The organism is Azospirillum sp. ST 5-10 (genome assembly GCF_051225715.1).
GTDB lineage: Bacteria > Pseudomonadota > Alphaproteobacteria > Azospirillales > Azospirillaceae > Azospirillum.
Window position 1 is genome coordinate 125,200 of the sequence record NZ_JBPJSP010000003.1, and the last position, 16,680, is coordinate 141,879.

Below are 16,680 nucleotides of genomic sequence, written 5' to 3' on the forward strand. Positions count from 1 at the left end.
ACCGTTCACATGTCCGAGATACAAGAAACGCGTCCGATATTTCGGACACATACGATGGCACCGGACGGACCCACAGAACAGGGGGACATCATGAACCCGATCAGCAGACGCGCGTTCTCCATCGCCGCCGCCGGGGCGGCGCTGGGCCTCGGACTCTCGCCCGCCCTGGCGCAGACGGCGCCGGCCGGCGCAGCGGCCTCCGTCGTCACGGTGGCCACCATCGGCGAGCCGCCCACCCTCGATCCGGTCGGCGTGACCTCCGACCTGGTGAGCATCATCACCCAGCACATGTTCGAGACGCTCTACACCTTCGACGCGGAGTGGAAGCTGACGCCGCTGCTGGCCGCGGCGGCGCCCACCCTGTCGCCGGACGGCCGCGTCTACACGATCCCGCTGCGCCCCGGCGTCACCTTCCACGACGGCAGCGCCATGACGGCGGCCGACGTGGTCGCCTCGCTGGAGCGCTGGACCAAGGTGTCGCCGCGCGGCAAGACCACCGCGGCGATGGTGGAATCGATCGCCGCCAAGGACGACGCCACCGTGGTCATCACCCTGAAGGAGCCGTTCGCGCCGCTGACCTCGCTCCTGGCGATGAACAACGGCGCCGCCGCCATCGTGCCGGAGGAGGTGATCGACGGCGCCAACCCGCTGAAGGCGCTGGTCGGCAGCGGTCCCTACAAGCTGCTGGAGCACAAGCCCGACCAGTACATCCGTCTGGTCCGCTTCGACGGCTACACCTCGCCGGCCGGCCCGGCCAACGGCTACGGCGGCCACCGCGAGGCCAAGATATCCGAGGTGCGCTTCGTGCCGGTGCCCAACGGGACGACCCGGGTCGAGGGCACGATGGCCGGCCAGTACCAGTTCGCCGACAGCCTGCCCACCGAGATGCTGAGCCGCCTGAAGCAGGGCGAGAACGTCCAGCCGATCATGGTGAAGCCGTTCGGCTTCCCGCTGATGATCATGAACTCCAAGACCGGCGCCACCAAGAACCAGGCGGTGCGCCAGGCGGTCCTGACGGCGCTGGCGCCGCAGCAGATGATGCTGGCGGCCTTCGGCGACCCCTCGTTCTTCGCGCTGGAGGGCTCGATCTACGCCCCCGGCACCGCCTTCCACGACGCCGCCAGCGCCAAGGCCTACAACCAGCACGACCCGCAGAAGGCGGCGGACATGCTGAAGAAGGCCGGCTACAACGGCGAGCCGATCCGCATCCTCACCTCCACCCAGTACGACTTCCTCTACAAGATGAGCCTGGTGGCCCAGGCCCAGCTGCAGCAGGCGGGCTTCAACGTCGACCTGCAGGTGCTGGACTGGGCGACCTTGATCCAGAAGCGCGGCGACGAGAAGGCGTGGGACGCCTTCTTCACCTACCACACCTTCGTGCCGGAACCGTCGCTGATCACCTTCGTCAACCCCAGCTACCCCGGCTGGTGGGACACGCCGGAGAAGCAGAAGGCGCTGGCCGCCTTCAACACCGAGATGGACCCGGCCAAGCGGCACGACCGCTGGGCCGACCTGCAGGCCCTGTTCTACGAGCAGGTCCCCACCATCAAGGTCGGCGACTTCTACAACCTGGCGGCCGCGAGCAAGTCGCTGAAGAACTACACGCCGATGCCCTGGCCGTTCTTCTGGAACGCCGAGCTGGCGAAGTAGGATAGGGGCCGGCGGGACGTGGTTGCGGCGGCCCCCCACCCAAACCCTCCCCCATCTTCGACGGGGGAGGGCTTCGTTCCTCCCCCCGCGAAGTGGGGGGAGGTCAGGAGGGGGGACCGGCCCGACCACGCGCCGCCGCCGTGCCGCCGATCGGCCATCTGATCCGAGGACCATCCGCCATGCTCGTCTACGTCGTCCGCCGGTTGGGCGGCATGCTGGCCGTCATGCTGATCGTCGCCGCCGTGGTGTTCGTCATCGCCCGCGTCGTGCCGGGCGATCCCGCCGCGGTGATGCTCGGCAACGCGGCGACGCCGGAGGACATCGCGGCGCTGCGCTCCCGGCTCGGCCTCGACGAGCCGCTGGCGGTGCAGTTCGTCCTCTATCTCAAGCAGATCGTCACCCTCGACCTCGGCCAGTCGATCTTCCTCGACCGGCCGGTCGCCCAGGCGCTGGCGGAGCGGGCCGAGCTGACCTCCTTCCTCACCGTCATGGCGGTCGGCATCGCCGTGCTGATCGGCGTGCCCATCGGCATCGTCTCGGCCGTCATGCGCGGCCGCGCGGTGGACCAGGTGGCGGTCGGCCTGGCCATGCTGGCGGCCAGCGTGCCCAGCTTCTGGATCGGCCTCACCCTGATGAAGTACCTGGCGGTCGACGTGCCGTGGTTCCCGGTGTCGGGCTACGGGCCGCCCGACGCCTCGCTGGCCGAGCGGCTGCGCCATCTCGTGCTGCCGGCGGTGGCGCTGGGCATCCCCAACTCCGCCCTCATCCTGCGCTTCACCCGCACCAGCATGCTGGAGGTGCTGGGCGACGACTACGTCCGCACCGCCCGCGCCAAGGGGCTGCCGCCGGGCACGGTGGTGCTGAAGCACGCCCTGCGCAACGCCATGATCCCGATCCTGACGGTGATCGGCCTGACCACCGCCGTGATGATCGCCGGCGCCATCGTCACCGAGACGGTGTTCGGCCTGCCCGGGGTCGGCAACCTCGTGGTCTCCGCCGTGCTGCGCCGCGACTACCCGGTGATCCAGGGGGCGCTGCTGGTGGTGTCCGGCATCTACGTCCTCATCAACCTCGCCGTCGACCTGCTCTACGCCGCGGTCGACCCGCGCATCCGCTACTGAAGGAGGGCGCCGCGATGGCAAGCCTGCCGGCCATGGGCGACGAGGCCCGCCGCGATCCGCCCGCCGCCGCGCGCCGGCGCGGCCGCTCGCCGCTGGCGCTGCTGCTGCGCCGGCTGTTCCGCCGCCGCCTGGTGCTGGTGGCCGCCGGGCTGCTGGCGGCGATCGTCGCCTGCGCGCTGCTGGCGCCCTGGCTCTCGCCCTACGACCCCATGGCGATGGACATCCTGAACCGCCTGCAGGCGCCCGGCGCCGCCCACTGGTTCGGGTCCGACGAGTTCGGCCGCGACGTGCTGTCCCGCATCCTGCTGGGGGCGCGCCTGTCGCTGCTGGTCGGCGGCCTGGTGGTGGTGGTGGCGACGCTGCTGGGCACCGCCATCGGCCTGCTCGGCGGCTACGTGCGCCGGCTCGACGGGCTGTTCATGCGCTTCACCGACGCGCTGATGGCCTTCCCCGACATCCTGCTGGCGATCGCCTTCATGGCGGCGCTCGGGCCGTCGCTGTTCAACGTCGTGCTGGCGCTCGGCATCGTCTACACCCCGCGCGTCGCCCGCGTCGTGCGCGCCGCCGTGCTGGTGCTGCGCGAGCTGCCCTTCGTCGAGGCGGCGACGGCGCTCGGCGCCACCACGCCGCGCATCGTCCTGGTGCACGTGCTGCCCAACCTGCTGTCGCCGATCATCGTCCAGGCCACCTTCATCTTCGCCTACGCCATCCTGACCGAGGCGGCGCTGTCCTTCCTCGGCGTCGGCGTGCCGCCGACCACCCCCACCTGGGGCAACATGATCGCCGGCGCCCAGCAGTATTTCCGCCAGGCCGACTGGCTGATGCTGGCCCCCGGCATCGCCATCGTGCTGACCGTGCTGTCGCTCCAGGTCGTCGGCGACGGCCTGCGCGACGCCCTCGATCCCCGCCTGCAGAAGGTGACCTGATGTCCGCCGCTCCCGTCCTGATCCGTGGCGCGCGCGTCGTCGACGGCACCGGCGCGCCCTGGTTCCGCGCCGACGTCGCCGTCGCCCGGGGCCGCATCGCCGCCGTCGCCCCCCGCCTGGAGGCGCCGCCCGGCGCCGAGGTGGTGGAGGCGGCCGGGCGCTACCTCGCCCCCGGCTTCATCGACGCCCACGCCCACGACGACCTGGTGTTCCTGCGCCAGCGCGGACGGCCGGAGAAGGTCGCCCAGGGCGTCACCACGGTGGTGGTCGGCAACTGCTCCTTCGCGCTCTACCCCCACGCCGGCCGCGCGGCCGCGCCGTTGCGCGACCATTTCGCCGCGCTGCTCGGCGCCGTCGCCGACGACGAGGTGTTCGCCGACTTCCGCGCCTACAAGGCGGCCGCCGACGGCGCCGCCATCAACCTGGTCTCCCTGGTCGGCCACGCCGGGCTGCGCCTGGCGGTGCTGGGCTGGGAGCGCCGCGCCGCCACGCCGGCCGAGCGCGAGGCGATGGCCGACCTGCTGGCCCGGCAGCTCCGCCAGGGCGCGCACGGCCTGTCGCTCGGCCTCGTCTACCCGCCCAGCGCCTGGGCCGACCGGGCCGAGCTGGTGCGGCTCGCCGAGGTGGTGGCCGAGCACGGCGCCCTGCTGGCGGCCCACGTCCGCTCCTACGAGGGCGGCCTGGCGGCGTCGGTGGAGGAGTTCCTCGACCTCCTCAAGGCGGGCGGCCCGAGCGGGCTGCTCTCCCACCTGCAGGCGGCGGGACGGCCCTACTGGGGCAGCCTGCCGCGCACGCTCGAACGGCTGGAGACGGCGCGGCGCGACGGCATCGACGTCGGCATCGACATGTATCCCTATCCCGCGGGGTCCTCGACCATCCTGCAGCTGCTCCCGCCGTCGGCGCAGGCCGGCGGCAGCGAGGCGCTGCTGGCCCGCCTCGCCGACCCCGCGGGGCGGGAGGCGCTGCGGCGCGCCGTCGAGGACGGCGAGGCCCCGGCCGACCCCGGCTGGGAATCCAAGGTGCGGCTGATCGGCTGGGAGAACGTGCGCATCGGCGGCGTCGCCGATCCGTCGCTGGCCGCCGCCGAGGGCCGCTCGCTCGCCGAGATCGCCGCCGGGCGCGGCGAGGCGCCCTTCGCCACCCTGGCCTGGCTGGTCGCCGCCGACCGCGGCCGCACCAACGTGGTGATGTTCCAGCTCGACGAGGGCGACCTCCGGACGGTGCTGGGGCACCGGCTGCACATGCTGGGCTCCGACGGGCTGCCGCGCGAGGGCGGGCGGCCGCACCCCCGGGCCTACGGCAGCTTCCCCCGCTACCTCGCCATGGCGCGGGCCCCCGGCGGCCCCGGCCTGGAGGAGGCGGTGCGCCACATGACCGCCGTGCCGGCGCAGCGCTTCGGCCTCGCCGACCGCGGCCTGGTGCGGCCGGGCATGGTCGCCGACCTCGTGCTGTTCGGCGACGACGTCGCCGACGGCGCCACCTTCGAGCAGCCGACGCTGCCGCCCCGCGGCATCACCGACGTCCTCGTCTCCGGCGCCTTCGTGCTGCGCGCCGGGGCCCCGACCGGCGCGCGCCCCGGGCGCGTGCTGACCCGCAACGGAACCACCGACCCATGAGAGACACCATGTCCAACCGCACGGCGATCTTCGCCGAGAACGCCGTCAAGCCGGCCGGCCAGTACAGCCACGCCATCGTCGCCAACGGCTTCGTGTTCGTGTCCGGGCAGGGCCCGCACCACCCCGTGACGGGCGAGATGCCGGCCGACTTCGCCGGCGAGGTCCGCCAGACCCTGCGCAACCTGGAGATCATCCTGAAGGCGGCGGGCAGCGACCTCTCCCAGGTGGTGAAGGTCAACACCTACCTGACCGACCTCGGCCGCTTCCAGGAGTACAACCGGATCTACGCCGAGTTCTTCCCGAACCTGCCGCCGGCCCGCACGACGATCGGCTGCCTGCTGAACAACATCCAGGTGGAGATCGACTGCATCGCCGTGCTGCCCGCGGCGTGACGGGGTAACCTGTCGCCGATGCCCCGCCCCCTTTTCCCTCTCCCGTCCCGGGAGAGGGAGGGGACCCGCGGCGACGCCGCGGGGAGGGTGAGGGGTTCGGCGAGGGGTGGACCCTCACCCTTCCCATGCTGCGCATGGGCCCCTTCCCGCTCCCGGGGCGGGAGAGGGAAACCATCGCCCGATCCGTTGAAGAGGAAGACCACCATGCGCGTCGACGAGCTGGACACCCCGGTCCCCGTCATCGACCTCGACCGGGTCGAGCACAACCTGGCGAAGATGCAGGCCTATTGCGACCGCCACGGCCTGAAGCTGCGGCCGCACATCAAGACCCACAAGCTGCCGCAGTTCGCCCGGCGGCAGATCGAGCTGGGGGCCTGCGGCATCACCTGCCAGAAGATCGGCGAGGCGCTGGTGATGGCCGAGGCCGGCTGCGACGACATCCTGCTGACCTACCCCGTGGTCGGCGCCACCAAGGTGGCGCCGCTGGCGGACCTCGCCGGCAAGACCCGGCTGTCGGTGGCGCTCGACAACCCGGTGGCGCTCGACACGGTGGCCCAGGCGGCGCGCCTCGCCGGGGTCGAGATCGGCGTGCTGGTGGAGTTCGACAGCGGCGACGGGCGCTGCGGCGTGCAGTCGCCGGACGAGGCGCTGGAGCTGGCGCGGCGCGCCCACGGCAACGGTCCGCTGGCCTTCCGCGGCTTCATGACCTATCCCCGCGGCCCCCTCACCGCCCCCTTCCTGGAGGCGGCGCGGCCGCTGTTCGCCGCCGCCGGCATCCCGGTGGAGACCGTGTCGGTGGGCGGCACCCCCGGCTGCTGGGACACCCATCTGGTGCCCGGCGCCACCGAGCTGCGGGTCGGCACCTACATCTACCACGACCGCGCCACCGTCGGCGTCGGCGTCGCCTCGCCGGAGGAGTGCGCGCTGCACGTCCACGCCACCGTCGTCAGCCGGCCGACCGGGACGCGGGCGGTGATCGACAGCGGCTCCAAGACGCTCTCCAGCGACCGCGTCGCCCCGTCGGTCGGCGACGGCTACGGCCGCATCCTGGAATACCCCGACGCCGTGATCACCCGCCTCAACGAAGAGCACGGCGTGGTCGACCTTTCCGCCTGCGACCGCAAACCGGCGATCGGCGAGCGCATCCGCATCCTGCCCAACCATGTCTGCGTCGTCAGCAACCTGCACGACGCGGTGGTGGTGAGCCGCGCCGGCACGGTGGTCGACACCTGGCCGGTGGCGGCGCGCGGCTGCACCCGGTGAGCGGAGCGATGGCCGCCATGGAGCCGGCGTTGGACCCGGCGCTCACCCTGGAGGTGCGCGACCTGCACACCCACTTCGCCACCGACGACGGGGTGGCGCGGGCGGTCGAGGGCGTCTCGTTCCGGGTCGGCCGCGGCGAGACCCTGGCGGTGGTGGGCGAGTCCGGCAGCGGCAAGTCGGTCACCAGCCTGTCGGTGATGCGGCTCATCTCCGCCCCGGCCGGACGCATCGCCGGCGGCGCCATCCTGTTCCGCGACCGCGAGGGCACGGTGCGCGACCTGGTGCGGGCGGGCGAGCGCGCGATGCGCCACGTCCGCGGCAACGAGATCGGCATGATCTTCCAGGAGCCGATGACCTCGCTGAACCCGGTCTACACCGTCGGCGAGCAGATCGCCGAGGTGCTGCGCCGCCACCGCGGCCTCGACCGCCGGGCCGCCCGCGAGGGTGCCCTCGCCATGCTGGAGAAGGTCGGCATCCCGGCCGCCGCGCGCCGCCTCGACGAGTACCCGCACCAGATGTCGGGGGGCATGCGCCAGCGGGTGATGATCGCCATCGCCCTGGCCTGCCGCCCCACCCTGCTGATCGCCGACGAGCCGACGACCGCGCTCGACGTCACCATCCAGGCGCAGATCCTCGACCTGATGCGCCAACTCCAGGCCGACACCGGCACCTCGATCCTGTTCATCACCCATAATTTGGGCGTGGTGGCGGAGATCGCCCACCGCGTCGCCGTGCTCTACGCCGGCCGGGTCGTCGAGGAGGCCGACGTGCGCTCGCTGTTCAAGGCGCCGCGCCATCCCTACACCCGCGGCCTGCTGGCCTCGATGCCGCGCCTCGGCCAGGCGCGCGACGGCACCCGGCTGGAGTCGATCCCCGGCAGCGTGCCCAGCCCCTTCTCCCGGCCGTCCGGCTGCAGCTTCGCGCCGCGCTGCGCCTTCGCCGAACCCGCCTGCACCGCGGCCGAGCCGGACCTGGAGCCGGTCGCCGACGGCCACGGTGTGCGCTGCCGCCGCTGGAGGGACCTGTGATGAGCGCGACCCATGCCCCGCTGCTGGCGGTCCGCAACCTGGTGAAGCACTTCCCGGTCAAGGGCGGGTTGCTGCAGCGCCCGGTCGGCTGGGTCAAGGCGATCGACGACGTGTCCTTCGACGTCGGCCGCGGCGAGGTGCTGGGGCTGGTCGGCGAGTCCGGATCGGGCAAGACGACGGTCGGCCGCTCGCTGCTGCGCCTGATCGAGCCGACGTCCGGCTCGGTCCGCTTCGACGGGGTCGAGGTGACGGCCCTGTCGAAGGCGGAGATGCGCGCCCAGCGCCGGCGCATGCAGATCGTCTTCCAGGACCCCTACGCCAGCCTCGACCCGCGCCAGCGGGTCGGCGCCATCGTCGGCGAGGCGCTGGTCATCCACGGCATCGGCGGCCGCGCCGACCGCCGCGACCGGGTGGCCGCGCTGCTGGAGAAGGTCGGCCTCGGCGCCGACGCGATGGACCGCTTCCCGCACGAGTTCTCCGGCGGCCAGCGCCAGCGCATCGGCATCGCCCGCGCGCTCGCGGTGGAGCCCGACTTCATCGTCGCCGACGAGCCGGTGTCCGCCCTCGACGTGTCGGTGCAGGCCCAGGTCGTCAACCTGCTGCGCGACCTGCAGCGGGAACTCGGCCTGGCGGTCCTGTTCATCGCCCACGACCTGGCGGTGGTGCGCTACGTCAGCGACCGGGTGGCGGTGATGTATCTCGGCCGGATCATGGAGCTGGCGCCGGCCGAGCGGCTCTACGCCGACCCGCGCCATCCCTACACGCTCGCCCTGCTCTCCGCCGCCCCCGAACCGGACCCCGACGCGCGGCGCGAGCGCATCCTGCTGGAGGGCGACGTGCCGAGCCCGATGAACCCGCCGTCCGGCTGCGTCTTCCGCACCCGCTGCCGCTTCGCCCTGCCCGCCTGCGCCGAGCCGGCCGCCCGCCAGCCGCGCAAGGTGGCGCCGGGGCACCTGGTGTCCTGCATCCGCGACGACGTCGGCTGACGCCGGGCGGGGGCATCGCCTGGGTTCGCCCTCTCCAGGAAGGGCTGGCGGATTCACACCCCCGAGCCGAAACCCTGACACACGAGTACCCCCACCCCGACCCTCCCCCGCTTCGCAGGGGAGGGAGACAGGCCCTCCCCTGCGAAGCGGGGGAGGGAGGGGACCCGCGGCGGAGCCGTGGGGAGGGTGGGGGCAGGAGGTGTGTCAGCCATTCCGCTCGACGATATCACACATAGGGCCGGGGCCGGGGCGGTCATTCCCTTCCCCGGTTCCACCGGGCGGGCCGGTGTTCAGCGGGTGGAGCTGAGTTCGGCAGACGGCGGCGGCCCGGGCGGAGCCGGTGTGCGACCGCTCCGCCACGGCCCCGCTCATGCGGCAAACAATCAGCCCTATTGACAATGCGTCCCCGTCGCCGCGATATTAAACGACATGGTTAAATATCCCGATGACCGGCTCGACGCCGTGTTCCATGCGCTGGCCGACCCGACCCGCCGGGCGATCATCGGCATGCTGGCCCGGCGCGAACTCAGCATCGGCGAGATGGTCCCCGCGTTCCCGATGTCCTTCGTGGCGGTTTCCAAGCACATCAAGACGCTGGAACGGGCGGGCATCGTCGTTCGCGACGTGCGCGGCCGGAACCACGTCTGCCGGCTCGACGCCGAGGCGCTGAAGACGGCCAGCCTCTGGCTCGCCGCCTACGAACGTTTCTGGACCGTGGGCCTCGACACCCTGGAAGAGGTGCTCAAGGAGATGAAGGAGGAGACCAGGAAGCCGTGACCGCCGGCCCCCGGTCGCGGCAGCGCCGGGTTCGGAAACACCGGAATCGAACAGGGAGCAGACGCGTGACACACGATGCTGCGATGGATGACCGGATCGAACCGGCCATGGGAACGGAGGCGGCGGAGGCGGCCCCGGTGACGGTCGAGCGTGGGCGGATGCGCCGGGTGGTGGTCGCCTCGTCGCTCGGTGCGATCTTCGAGGCCTACGACCTCGTGCTCTACGGGCCGCTGGCGGCGATCGTCGCCGCACAGTTCTTCTCCGGCCTCGACCCGGCCTACGCCTACATCTTCACCCTGCTGTCGGCCGCCGTCAGCTACCTGGTGCGGCCCTTCGGCGGCCTCGTCTTCGGCCGCCTCGGCGACCTCGTCGGCCGCAAGTACACCTTCCTGCTCACCATCGTGATCATGGGCGTCTCGACGGTGATCATCGGTCTGCTCCCCAACTATGCGACGATCGGCATCGCCTCGCCGCTCCTGCTGATGGCGCTGCGCATCGTCCAGGGCCTCGCCTTCGGCGGGGAGTTCGGCGGCGCCGTGACGTACATCGCCGAGCACGTGCCGGCGGAGCGGCGGGGCCTCGCCACCAGCGCCGTCGCGACGACGCTGGCCGGCGGCCTCGTGCTGGCGATCCTCGTCGTGCTCGCGTGCGAGTTCGCCCTCGGCAAGGAGGCGTTCGAGGACTGGGGGTGGCGCATTCCCTTCCTGCTCTCCGCCGTGCTGATGGCGATCTCGATCTACATCCGGGTGCGGCTGCAGGAATCACCCCTGTTCCTCAGGATGAAGCGCGCCGGGAAAGGGTCCTCGGCGCCGGTCCGGGAGGCGTTCGGCCGCTGGCGCTATCTGCGGATCTCGATCCTCGCCCTCTTCGGCGCCATCGCCGGTCAGTCCGTCGCCACCGCCACGGGTGCCTACCCGATCTATCTGCTGATGCTGAACCTGAAGATCGATCCCTTCCTGCTCCATTACACCATCCTCGGCTACAGCGTCTTCTTCATCGCCTTCATCGTCCTGGCCGGCTGGCTCTCCGACCGCATCGGCCGCAAGCCGGTCGTCCTCGCCGGCTTCCTCGGCACGGCGATCGCGGCCTACCCGGTGTTCCAGGCGGTCACCCACTTCGCTCATCCCGACCTCGAACGGGCCGTCGCCGAGCGCCCGGTCACCGTCCTCGTCGATCCGGCCGGGTGCAGCGGCCAGTTCGACCCGATCGGTCTTGCCGAATTCCGCACCTCCTGCGACGTCGCGCGGCGCGCCGTCGCCAAGCTCGGCATCCCCTACACGGACCGCGACGCCCCGGCCGGCACGCCCGCGCGGGTCGAGATCGGCGCCACGAGCCTCACCGCGTTCGACGGACGGGACATGGAGAAGGCTGCCTTCGCCGAGCGCGCGCGCGCCTTCGACAGGGAGATCGCCGCCGCGTTGGCGGCCGGCGGCTATCCCGCCCGCGCCGATCCGGGAAAGACCAATGTTGCGGCGCTGATCGGGCTGCTCGCCCTCCTCAATCTCTTCGTGGCGCTCGCCGTGGCGCCGCTGGCGGCCTGGCTGATCGAGATGTTCCCGACCCGCATCCGCAGCACCGCCTTCTCCCTCCCCTACAACATCGGCGGCTGGTTCGGCGGCTTCCTGCCGACCATCTCGTTCGCCGCCTTCACGGCGACCGGAAACCTGTACGCCGGCGTCTGGTACGCGGCGTCGGTCCTCATCGTCTCGTTCGTGATCGGCTCGCTGTTCCTGCCGGAAACGCGCGGCCGCTCCCTGGAGTCCGTCTCGTGAGCCCGCAGGACCGATCCCCGCGCCGTGGCGATCCGACGGTGTCGATCGCGCTGGTCCGCCGGCTCGACGCGTCGGTGGCGCTGGCCTTCGAGGCGTGCACCGACCCGAAGTGGCTGGCCCGCTGGCTGACGCCCGGGGCCGGGGCCGTGCGGTCGGCCACCGTCGACATCCGGCCCGGCGGTGCCTACCGGCTCGACGGGATCGACCCGGACGGCACGCCCTACGAGATCTCGGGGCGGTATCTGGACATCGCGCACGCCAAACGGATCGTCGCCACCTGGAACTACGACGGCGCCGTCGCCGACCTCGGCGGCCCGACCTCGAAGGTGCGGATCGACCTGCGGCCGCTTGGCGAGGACGCCTGCGAACTCACGCTCACGCACACCGAACTCACCAGCACCGAGGCGGCCGAACTGTATCGCACGGTCTGGTCGATCTGCCTCGATCGCCTGGCGTGGGCGGCGGACCCGGACCCGGCGGACCCGGCCTTCCGCGTGCCCTTCGGGGCAATGGCCGACATCTACGGCGAGCGCCATCGGGCGCTGCAGGACCGCTTCGACACCCGCCGCCTCGCCAACCGGCTGCGGAAGGTCGCGGTCGCGTCCACGCTCGGCGACGATCACCGGACGTTCATCGAGGCGTGCGACATGGCGTTCCTGACCACCGTCGACCACCGCGGCTTCCCCACCTGTTCCTACAAGGGCGGCGCGCCGGGCTTCGTGCGCGTGGCCGACGACCGGACGCTGCTCCTGCCGAGCTACGACGGAAACGGCATGTACCTGTCGGCCGGCAACGTCTCGGCCAACCCGAAGGTCGGCCTGCTCTTCATCGACTTCGAGACCCCCCATCGCCTGCGCATCCACGGCACGGCGACGCTCGTGCGCGACGATGCCGCCCTGCAGCCGTTCCCCGGCGCCGAGCTGCTGGTCGTCGTCAAGGTGATGGAGGCCTTCATCAACTGCCCGCGCTACGTTCACCGGTACCGTCGGATCGCCACCTCGCGCTTCGTGCCGGCGGCGGGATGGCCGCCGGAGATGGCGCCGTGGAAGAACCTCGACTTCGTCCGCGACGCGATCCCTGACCGGGACCGCGCCCGGCTCGACGCGTCCGGAGCGCAGCCGATGACACGGGAGGAGTATCTGGAGCGCCTGAAGAACGGGGATGTGTAAGGACCCGGCCCGGTATGGTCCGGCGGTCCCGCAGGCGGGATCCAGCTCCGGAAGGGAAGGCGGCCCCGCTGCTGGTCGTGACGGTCTCCCCCCGGCGAGAGGCGGCACCGGCCACGGAGCACGGCCGGTGGGCGGGCGCGGCGTCACCGGCGGTGCGTCTGGTCGGAGCGGAACAGGTCGGACAGCCAGTCGATGAAGACCCTGAGACGCGCCGACAGATGGCGGCTCTGGGGATAGAGCACGGACACCGGCATCGGCGGCGGCGGGAAGGCCTCCAGCACCGGCACCAGGTCCCCCGCCGCGATCTGGTGCTCGACCCGGTAGCGCGGGACCTGGATCAGCCCCAGCCCGGCGGCGCCCGAGGCGGTGTAGATTTCCGCCCCGCGGACGACGACGTCGTAGGGCAGCGGGACCTCCCACACGCGCCCGTCCCTCGCGAACTCCAGCGGATAGGGCTGGCCGGTCGCCGAGGCGGCGTAGGCCACCATGCGGTGACCGTCGAGCCCGTCCGGCGCCGACGGGACGCCGTGGCGTTCGAGATAGGCGGGGCTGGCGAGGGTGACCTGTTCGAACACCGCGATCCGGCGGCCGATCAAAGATGAGTCCGTGAGGTCGCCGGCGCGGACGACGCAATCGACGCCCTCCGTGATGAGGTCGACCATGCGGTCGCCCTCGCTCAGGGTGAGCGCGATCCCGGGATAGCGCGCGCCGAAGCCGGGCAGCGCCGGCAGGACGAAGAAGCGCGCGATGGTCCCCTGCATGTCGACCCGGAGCGGCCCCCGGGGCTCGGCGTTCCGGAACACGTTCTCCACCTCGTCCAGGTCCGCCAGCAGCCGGATGCAGCGCTCGTGGTAGAGCGCGCCGTCGAGCGTCGGCCGGACGGTCCGGGTGGTCCGTTCCAGCAGACGCACGCCGAGGTCCGCCTCCAGGCGCTGGATCGCGTGGGTCGCGGTGGGGCGCGGCACCTGCAGGTCCCGCGCGGCCTGGGCGAAGCTCCCGCGCTCCACGATCCGGACGAACAGGCGCATGACGTCGATGCGGTCCATGGCCGTTCCCTAGAGCGGGATCACTCCAGGTGGAATCACCTGGAGTGATCCCGCTCTGAATTCAAATGGCTAGAGCAAGATTCACGCGTTTGGCCGGATCGGCCAAACGCGATCTTGCTCTAGCAGATCGTTATGATTTTTGAAACGGTGATGTTGAAATCGGCCTTCTACCGCCGGAAAGCGAAATGGCTACCTTCCTCACCAGAACGGCAACGGAAGGAGCCTCAGATGTCGGATCACGCTGCAAGGAGCGCCACGCCCATTCCCGACGGCGGGACGCCTCTCCTGTTCCCGGCGCTGGCGCCATTCTACGGGCGCACCGAACCGCTCGCCTACGCCCTGCTCCGGGCGGCCTTCGGCCTGACGATCGTCACCCATGGCGTCCCGAAGCTCCTGGGACGCGCGCACGGGTCGATGGCCGACCCGATGGCCGGATCGATCAACCTGATCACCAACGTCCTGAACCTCCCGTTCGCGCCGCAGCTCGCCATGTTCGTCGCCCTGCTCGAGACGTTCGGCGGCCTCGCGGTGGCCGTCGGCCTGGTCACGCGGCTCTTCGCGCCGATGCTGGCCGTGCAGATGGCCGCCATCAGCGTGGCGCTGGCGCCGACCTACCCGTGGATCGATCGCGGCATCGAGTACCCGCTGATGCTGGGTTTCGTGGCGCTGCTGATCGCCGTCCGGGGCGGCGGCGCCTTCTCGGTCGATCGGCGCATCGGCCGCGAACTCTGAGTCGTCCCAGCCATTCGAGGATGGAGAGAACCGATGAGAAAGGCCTTCGAACCCGGAAATCTGACGGTGACCGTCGCCGAGGCGGTCGTCACGGCGAGCGCCGCCAGCGCGGCCGTCCTCTTCGAGCTGCCGATCTGGGCGATGTTCGTCGGCTGGATCGCCTACTTCACCCGCGGCCTCGATCTGAGGAACGGTCTCGTCAACTTCGGTTGCGTGGTCATCGGGCTCGGGCTCGGGCTCGCCGCCGCGTCCGTCCTCGGGTCGCTCGGCGGTCCGCCCGGCGTGATCGAGCTGGCCGCGGTCGTGTTCGGTGTGGCTCTCGTGGTGCTGTCGCTGCGCTTCCTGCCGGTCTTCAACAATCTGCTCGGCTTCTTCCTCGGCCTCGTCGCCTGGTTCGCGGCGCACCAGCCGGTGTCGGTGTCGGCGCTGCTGACGCTCGCCTTCGCGGCCGCCCTCGGCAGCGGCGCCGGCTGGTTCGCGCACCGCCTGCAGACGCGGCTGTCGGCGCCGGCGGCCACCCACCCGGTGTGAGGGAGGCCGCGATGGACACGACCAGACGCACGCTTCTCTCGGCGTTCCTCGCGGCACCGCTCGTCCCGGTGCCGGGGGCCGCCGCCTTCGGACAGGAGGCCCCGGTCCTGCCGCCGACCCGCGCCTGCGGCGACCAGGACGGCCCGACCCTCGAGCGGGAGGCCGGTCCGTTCTTCAAGCCGAACGCGCCCTTGAGGCGCGACCTGTTCCCGCAAGCGCCGGGAGGCGAGCGCATCACCGTCGCCGGTCTCGTCGCCGACACCCGCTGCCGACCCCTGCCGGGGAGCCTCGTGGAAATCTGGCACGCCGACGAGAACGGCGTCTACGACCGGGACGGCTTCCGCCTGCGGGGCCACCAGTTCGCCGACGGGCACGGGCGCTGGTGGTTCAACACGGTCGTGCCGGCGCTGTACCCGGGTCGCACGCGCCACTTCCATTTCAGGGTCCAGCGCCCCGGCGGGAGGGTCGTGACGACACAGCTGTTCTTTCCCGGCGAGCCGCGGAACGCGCGCGACCGGCTCTTCGACGAGGCCCTGCTGATGGCCGTCGGCGATGCCGGCGACGGCCGGTTCGCGCGCTTCGATTTCATCGTCTGACCGCCCAAGCCATCACCCAGAAGGAGCAAAGACCATGCCGTTCGCCAACTTCAAAGTCCCGGAAGGCGCCCTCAACGCCGAGCAGAAGGAAGAGATCATCCACCGGACGACGGCGATGTTCGTCGAGTACTTCGGCGAGGGCGTCCGCCCCTACACCATGGTGCTCGTCGACGAGGTCGTCGACGGCGGGTGGGGTCGCGCCGACGAGACCCTCACCATCGCCAAGATGCAGGCCATGCAGAGGCAGGCCCCGGACTGACCGGCCGCCCTTGAACGCGCCCGGCAACCCCGCGCCGTCGTCGCGACGGCGCGGCACCACACAGGAGCAACCATCATGACCAACTCAAGCGACAAGGTCGCGATCGTCACCGGAGCGCCGCGCGGCATCGGCGCCGCCATCGCCCGGCGCCTGGCCGGCGACGGCTTCAGGGTCGTCGTCAACTACGCCGGCAGCGCCGACGCCGCGGCCGAACTCGTCGACGGGATCGGGAAAGCCGGCGGCCGGGCCATGTCCGTGCAGGCCGACGTCAGCGACCCGCTGGCCGTCACGCGGCTGTTCGATGCCGCGCAAACGGCCTACGGCGGCGTCGACGTGCTGGTGAACAACGCCGGCATCATGACGCTGGCGCCGGTGGCGCAGACGGACGACGCGGCGTTCGACCGGACCATCGCGGTCAACCTCAAGGGCACCTTCAACGGCATGCGCGAGGCCGCGAAGCGTCTGCGCGACGGCGGGCGCATCGTGAACTTCTCGTCGAGCGTCGTTGGTCTCTATCAGCCGACCTACGGCGTCTACGCGGCCACCAAGGCGGCGGTCGAAGCCCTGACGCACGTCCTCGCCAAGGAGCTCGGACCGCGGGGGATCACGGTCAACGCGGTGGCGCCCGGCCCGGTGGCGACCGAGCTTTTCCTCGGCGGCAAGGACCGGGCGACGCTCGACCGCATCACGCAGACGATCCCGCTCGGCCGCCTGGGCGGGGTCGACGACATCGCCCGCGTCGTCTCCCTCCTCGTCGGCCCGGACGGCGGCTGGATCAACGGCCAGACCGTGCGCGCGAACGGCGGCGTGGTCTGA

The 16,680-nt window shown here is 71.7% G+C and carries 17 protein-coding genes; 16 read left to right on the top strand and 1 reads right to left on the bottom strand.

The window, feature by feature from the left end; translation table 11 throughout:
* Positions 1-90: 90 nt before the first annotated feature.
* The 11 genes from ACSBPG_RS04895 to ACSBPG_RS04945 all read left to right on the top strand — a co-directional run bounded on the left by ACSBPG_RS04895 (position 91) and on the right by ACSBPG_RS04945 (position 12,700).
* Complete coding sequence (locus ACSBPG_RS04895) at positions 91-1,650, top strand: ABC transporter substrate-binding protein (protein WP_435535995.1); 1,560 nt, start codon at positions 91-93, stop codon at positions 1,648-1,650.
* Positions 1,651-1,829: 179 nt separating this feature from the next.
* Positions 1,830-2,771 carry an ABC transporter permease gene (locus ACSBPG_RS04900; protein WP_435535996.1) on the top strand — a complete coding sequence of 314 codons (942 nt, stop codon included), beginning with the start codon at positions 1,830-1,832 and terminating at the stop codon, positions 2,769-2,771.
* Between the two features lie 14 nt (positions 2,772-2,785).
* The gene (locus tag ACSBPG_RS04905) at positions 2,786-3,697 is read left to right on the top strand and encodes an ABC transporter permease (RefSeq protein ID WP_435535997.1); all 912 of its coding nucleotides are present in this window, start codon (positions 2,786-2,788) and stop codon (positions 3,695-3,697) included.
* A complete protein-coding gene (locus ACSBPG_RS04910; protein ID WP_435535998.1) occupies positions 3,697-5,313 on the top strand; it encodes an N-acyl-D-amino-acid deacylase family protein in 1,617 nt (538 codons plus the stop codon). The genes ACSBPG_RS04905 and ACSBPG_RS04910 overlap by 1 nt, the downstream gene beginning before the upstream one ends.
* The gene (locus ACSBPG_RS04915) at positions 5,310-5,705 is read left to right on the top strand and encodes a RidA family protein (RefSeq protein ID WP_435535999.1); all 396 of its coding nucleotides are present in this window, start codon (positions 5,310-5,312) and stop codon (positions 5,703-5,705) included. The genes ACSBPG_RS04910 and ACSBPG_RS04915 overlap by 4 nt, the downstream gene beginning before the upstream one ends.
* A 204-nt stretch (positions 5,706-5,909) precedes the next feature.
* Positions 5,910-6,968 (top strand): D-TA family PLP-dependent enzyme, encoded by a 1,059-nt coding sequence (locus ACSBPG_RS04920; RefSeq protein ID WP_435536000.1) that lies wholly within the window; start codon positions 5,910-5,912, stop codon positions 6,966-6,968.
* A 17-nt stretch (positions 6,969-6,985) separates the two neighbouring features.
* Complete coding sequence (locus tag ACSBPG_RS04925) at positions 6,986-7,996, top strand: ABC transporter ATP-binding protein (protein WP_435536001.1); 1,011 nt, start codon at positions 6,986-6,988, stop codon at positions 7,994-7,996.
* A complete protein-coding gene (locus ACSBPG_RS04930; protein WP_435536002.1) occupies positions 7,996-8,982 on the top strand; it encodes an ABC transporter ATP-binding protein in 987 nt (328 codons plus the stop codon). The genes ACSBPG_RS04925 and ACSBPG_RS04930 overlap by 1 nt, the downstream gene beginning before the upstream one ends.
* Positions 8,983-9,411: 429 nt before the next feature.
* The gene (locus ACSBPG_RS04935) at positions 9,412-9,759 is read left to right on the top strand and encodes an ArsR/SmtB family transcription factor (RefSeq protein WP_435536003.1); all 348 of its coding nucleotides are present in this window, start codon (positions 9,412-9,414) and stop codon (positions 9,757-9,759) included.
* 83 nt (positions 9,760-9,842) lie between these two features.
* The gene (locus ACSBPG_RS04940) at positions 9,843-11,531 is read left to right on the top strand and encodes an MFS transporter (RefSeq protein ID WP_435536004.1); all 1,689 of its coding nucleotides are present in this window, start codon (positions 9,843-9,845) and stop codon (positions 11,529-11,531) included.
* Entirely contained in the window at positions 11,528-12,700 is a 1,173-nt protein-coding gene (locus ACSBPG_RS04945) for an SRPBCC domain-containing protein (RefSeq protein WP_435536005.1), read from the top strand. Before ACSBPG_RS04940 ends, ACSBPG_RS04945 begins: the two co-directional genes overlap by 4 nt.
* Positions 12,701-12,843: 143 nt before the next feature.
* Here the strand turns inward: ACSBPG_RS04945 and ACSBPG_RS04950 are convergent, their stop codons facing one another.
* A complete protein-coding gene (locus ACSBPG_RS04950) occupies positions 12,844-13,746 on the bottom strand; it encodes a LysR family transcriptional regulator (protein ID WP_435536006.1) in 903 nt (300 codons plus the stop codon).
* Positions 13,747-13,974: 228 nt separating this feature from the next.
* On the opposite strand from ACSBPG_RS04950, the gene ACSBPG_RS04955 reads away from it, so the two are divergent.
* From ACSBPG_RS04955 to ACSBPG_RS04975, 5 genes are all read left to right on the top strand, one after another.
* Positions 13,975-14,478 carry a DoxX family protein gene (locus ACSBPG_RS04955; RefSeq protein WP_435536007.1) on the top strand — a complete coding sequence of 168 codons (504 nt, stop codon included), beginning with the start codon at positions 13,975-13,977 and terminating at the stop codon, positions 14,476-14,478.
* 33 nt (positions 14,479-14,511) lie between these two features.
* On the top strand, positions 14,512-15,009 hold the full coding sequence (locus ACSBPG_RS04960) for a DUF1097 domain-containing protein (protein WP_435536008.1): 498 nt from the start codon (positions 14,512-14,514) through the stop codon (positions 15,007-15,009).
* An 11-nt stretch (positions 15,010-15,020) separates the two neighbouring features.
* Positions 15,021-15,605 carry an intradiol ring-cleavage dioxygenase gene (locus ACSBPG_RS04965; RefSeq protein WP_435536009.1) on the top strand — a complete coding sequence of 195 codons (585 nt, stop codon included), beginning with the start codon at positions 15,021-15,023 and terminating at the stop codon, positions 15,603-15,605.
* 34 nt (positions 15,606-15,639) lie between these two features.
* Positions 15,640-15,864 (top strand): tautomerase family protein, encoded by a 225-nt coding sequence (locus tag ACSBPG_RS04970; RefSeq protein ID WP_435536010.1) that lies wholly within the window; start codon positions 15,640-15,642, stop codon positions 15,862-15,864.
* 75 nt (positions 15,865-15,939) lie between these two features.
* Positions 15,940-16,680, top strand: a complete 741-nt coding sequence (locus ACSBPG_RS04975; RefSeq protein WP_435536011.1) for an SDR family oxidoreductase — start codon at positions 15,940-15,942, stop codon at positions 16,678-16,680.